Source organism: Bacillus sp. P4_D3 (genome assembly GCF_056401855.1).
Genome location: NZ_JBFUIN010000292.1, coordinates 1 through 3,988 on the forward strand (window position 1 = coordinate 1; position 3,988 = coordinate 3,988).

The 3,988-nt window shown below is 34.3% G+C and carries 4 protein-coding genes; 1 reads left to right on the top strand and 3 read right to left on the bottom strand.

Annotated features, from left to right (window positions below):
• A partial coding sequence (locus AC1DTM_RS19600; RefSeq protein ID WP_477000691.1) for a GNAT family N-acetyltransferase occupies positions 1–359 on the bottom strand: 359 nt, incomplete at its 3' end.
• 23 nt (positions 360–382) lie between these two features.
• Complete coding sequence (locus AC1DTM_RS19605) at positions 383–1,261, bottom strand: protein kinase family protein (protein ID WP_016104639.1); 879 nt, start codon at positions 1,259–1,261, stop codon at positions 383–385.
• Positions 1,262–1,492: 231 nt separating this feature from the next.
• Here AC1DTM_RS19605 and AC1DTM_RS19610 point away from each other — a divergent pair, with 231 nt between their 5' ends.
• Positions 1,493–2,350 (top strand): YitT family protein, encoded by an 858-nt coding sequence (locus AC1DTM_RS19610; RefSeq protein ID WP_000732301.1) that lies wholly within the window; start codon positions 1,493–1,495, stop codon positions 2,348–2,350.
• Positions 2,351–2,396: 46 nt separating this feature from the next.
• Here the strand turns inward: AC1DTM_RS19610 and pdxR are convergent, their stop codons facing one another.
• The gene (pdxR, locus tag AC1DTM_RS19615) at positions 2,397–3,797 is read right to left on the bottom strand and encodes a MocR-like pyridoxine biosynthesis transcription factor PdxR (RefSeq protein ID WP_016104640.1); all 1,401 of its coding nucleotides are present in this window, start codon (positions 3,795–3,797) and stop codon (positions 2,397–2,399) included.
• Positions 3,798–3,988 lie beyond the last annotated feature (191 nt).

Consider the following 3,988-nt stretch of genomic DNA (forward strand, 5'->3'; position numbering starts at 1 on the left):
GAAATAGAGTCACCATTAATTATAAGAAGGGCTTCATCGGCCTCTCTTTTTTGTATTTCTTTCATTGCAGTTTGTAAAAGAGTAGTGCCTATATGTTGTTTTCTATAGTTTGGATGAACAAATCCTATTAACTCCAGTTTAGTCGGTCTTTCAAAGTCATACATACTTAATGCACAGATTAATTGAGTATCATCATAAAATAGAAAATCATTTACCACTTCTTTATTACGGGCAGTTAAAAAGTTGACATGCAAATCTGACGAGTAATCAATTTTATCGTGTTGCCCGCAAACATGAGCTAAATCTTTCAGCTGTTGTATTTCATTTTCAACTAAAAAGTTCTTTTTCTGAATATCCATTTCATAATCCCTCTCAATCATATTTAAAAATAGGATGGGTGACATAACCACTTTTCTAACTCCACACTACCTTGAATAGATAATAAGCGATATAAATATCGATAGGGTTGTCTACATTCTTCAAGACGAGGAATGGGCATAATGGTCTCATAACCTTGTTTAAAAGCACGAGCCTCTTTTTCTGTAAGTACATATTCTAATCCAATAAAATCGAACTCTCTTGGAGCAATTGCATAAGCTTCTGTATCTACTAAACCAGTAATAGATTGACCATCTGATAAAAACTGAGTAGGATCCATATCAATTAAAATGAGTGTAGATTCCTTCGGTGATGGCAAGGAAGAGAGTTGTGATTCAAAAGTATGAAATGCGTTATGTATGCTCGCATTATCGGAATAAAACATATTTACAAGATTCTTGCTTACTTTTAAAATATGCAACTTAAATTCTTCAAGTGGAACTTGGAAAGTACCAGAAGGGTTTCCTGTGAAATTAGCTTTAAATGAATGAATCTCTGCTAGTCCTTTTCCAAGGCTGAATAAAATAGAATCAGGTTGTCCAATAAATGATTGCAGCGTATTTCCTGCTAGTTTTTCGGCGATAACATACTCTCGTCCATTTAAAACATGTTTTTGCAAAATAGTCGGGATGGGTAAGGTAGTATGCTTTTTCAATAGTGCGTGTATCGTTTCTAAATGATGTACATTTCTTGGGTCAATTCCAAATAGGTTTTTGCATCCCCACCAAAAATCATTGCTTGGCTCTTCAGTCATTTTTGAGGAACGAACAATAACTTTTTCAGCTTCTGTTTTAACAAGAAATACGTCGCTTGCATGGTCTTCATAGCCCGGATGTAGTGCTTGAACAGATAGGATAGGTGAAGTGAAGAGTTGTTGTAGCATGAAAGAGCTCCTTTTTCTGTAAATTCTATAAATTGATTATATACCATAATGTAATTAAGAGGTAAAAATTAGGAGGGTTATTATTTCTATATATAGTGTATTAAAGTTTGAAATTCTACATAAGAATTAACAAAAAGGTGAAGGATGTGTGTATAAAGCAATTTCTTTGTATTTGCGAAAAAAATTAGTTATGATAATACTAAGAAAATATATATGTTTTGGGGGTAATGAATGAAAAAATTATTCGAATACGTATTATTAACAATTGGATCTATTATTGTAGCTGGTTCACTAGAGCTTATTTTAGCGCCTAATGGATTAGTAGATGGTGGAGTAACTGCGATTGCTATTATGGCAAATAAAGTTGCAGGATTACCTCTTTACGGAGTTTTTTTAGGACTTAATATTCCTATTTTACTATTTACTGCAAAAGTAATGGGGAAGAAGTTTTTCATCCGTACATCCTATGCAAATGTTGTGACAACACTCGGATTGATTTATTTAAAACCATTTCCAGCAATTACGACTTCGGAATTATTAATTGTACTTTATGGAGGAGTTCTATTTGGTGTTGGTGTTGGGATTGTTGTAAAAATGGGCGGGGCAATTGACGGATCAGAAATGTTAGCTGTTTGGATGAACAAGCATTTTAAAGTACCAATTAGTACATTTTTACTTGCTGTAAATGCGGTTATTTTTGTATTTGTTGCTATTTTATTTTCAATTGAGCAAGCGATGTTCTCATTAGCAATTTTCTATATTGTTACGAAGATGATAGATTTCATATTAGACGGTATTAATCAAGGAAAGAGCGTCATGATTATTTCGAATAAAAATAAAGAAATTGGCGAACTGCTTATGAAAGAATTACAACTGTCTGTTACGTATCTACATGGAGAAGGTGGTTTTTTGGGAGAGCACCAGAGAATTATTTATTGTATTACAAACCGTTTCATTTATCCGAAAATGAAAGATCTCGTTCTCTCTGTAGATCCAAGTGCTATAATTGAAGCTTCTTATTCAACAGAAACAACTGGTGTAAAGCGTCCAGGAAGGACAGCGAGATCAGGGCAAGTATCAGAAAAATAGTGAATGAAAATAACTCCACGTAAGTATAACTTGCGTGGAGTTATTTTTAGTTAGGGAACCAGACTCTTTTCAGTAATTTGACAACAGTTTCGATACAATCTTCTGGAATACTACCAAAACCGAGTAATACATACGACGCCTCCCTTAAATTATGAACAGAATCGTATGTTGAGAGAGGGTACAACTTAATGCGTTGTTTCGCAGCGACATGAATAAGTTCTTGTTCGTTCATTCCATTATGAACGTGAAGTACGATATGAAGTCCTGATTGTTCGCCGAGTATTTGAACACGAGATTTCATTTCATTTTTGATAGATTTAACTAGTAATGTATGCTTTCTTTTATATAACGTACGACTACGGTTTAAATGACGTTCCCAATCACCTTTTTGAATAAAGGTGGCAAAAGCGAGTTGTTGCAGGGTAGAAACCGTTTGTTTAAACATGCCACCAAGTTCTTTATAGATTTTTAAAAGATGAGGTGGTAAGACGATATATCCCATTCGTAAAGAAGGTAAAAAGGATTTCGAGAAAGTTCCCATATAAATAACACGTTCCTTTGAATCCAGTCCTTGTAAAGAAGGAATAGGTTTGCCTACATAACGAAATTCCCCGTCGTAATCATCTTCAATAATATATCCTTCGCAATCATTGGCCCATTTTAATAGTTCGAGTCTTCTAGATAAAGGCATAATTATTCCAAGTGGAAATTGGTGAGATGGAGTGACGTATGCTACATTGGCACCTGATTCACGTAAAGCTGAAATGTGAATCCCTTTATCATCTAAAGGGATAGGATGAACGGGAAGGCCAGAACTTTGAATCATAGCAGTTACACGGTGAAATCCAGGGTTTTCGATTCCGTATTCTTTTTTTGAACCGAGCAGTTGAATTAATAACCAAAGAAGAGGTTGCGTACCGGCTCCGATAATAATTTGATCAGGTGAAGAATGTACCCCGCGGGCATGATATAAATACTTTGAAATATGTTCTCGAAGAACGAACTCACCTTGGGGGTCTTCTTTAGCAAATAATTCATTTTCGTACTGAAATAAAGTTTCGTTTAAGGCTCTTTTCCAGTTTGTGATCGGAAAAGCTTTTTGATCAATAAGCCCTTGGCTACAATCATAGTCATATCGTGATTCTATATTATTGTTAGTTTTGTACGACATATTTTGTTCATTTTTTGACATGATRTCAATATCAACTTCCGCAACAAAAATACCCCGTTTCGGTTTGCTTTCTACATATCCTTCAGCTATTAATTGTTGATAAGCAGATTCAACAGTAATACGGCTAATATTAAGTTGTACTGCTAAATTTCTGTGAGATGGAAGGCGTATGCCGGCCGGGAGTGTTCCTAAAGAGATTTCTCGTTTCATATAATCATAAATTTGTAAGTAAATTGGTGTTTTACTTTCTAATTGCAGTGGAATAGTAAAATCCATTTTTGCGTTCTCCTTTAAATACTGGCCTTATAAAAAAGAATTGAACTGTCACTTAAGAGAATGACAGTTACTTTCTATAATGATGATATAACATTTAGAAAATTTTATAAACAGTTAGGGGAGAGGCATATTGAATATTAGAGAAGTAATAACAGAAACAGATTTATATGATGTATTACCCGTATTACAAC

Bases quoted from the DNA above. Each gene is read 5' to 3' on its own strand.
- AC1DTM_RS19605 (WP_016104639.1), bottom strand. From the start codon at position 1,261: ATGCTACAACAACTCTTCACTTCACCTATCCTATCTGTTCAAGCACTA.
- AC1DTM_RS19610 (WP_000732301.1), top strand. From the start codon at position 1,493: ATGAAAAAATTATTCGAATACGTATTATTAACAATTGGATCTATTATT.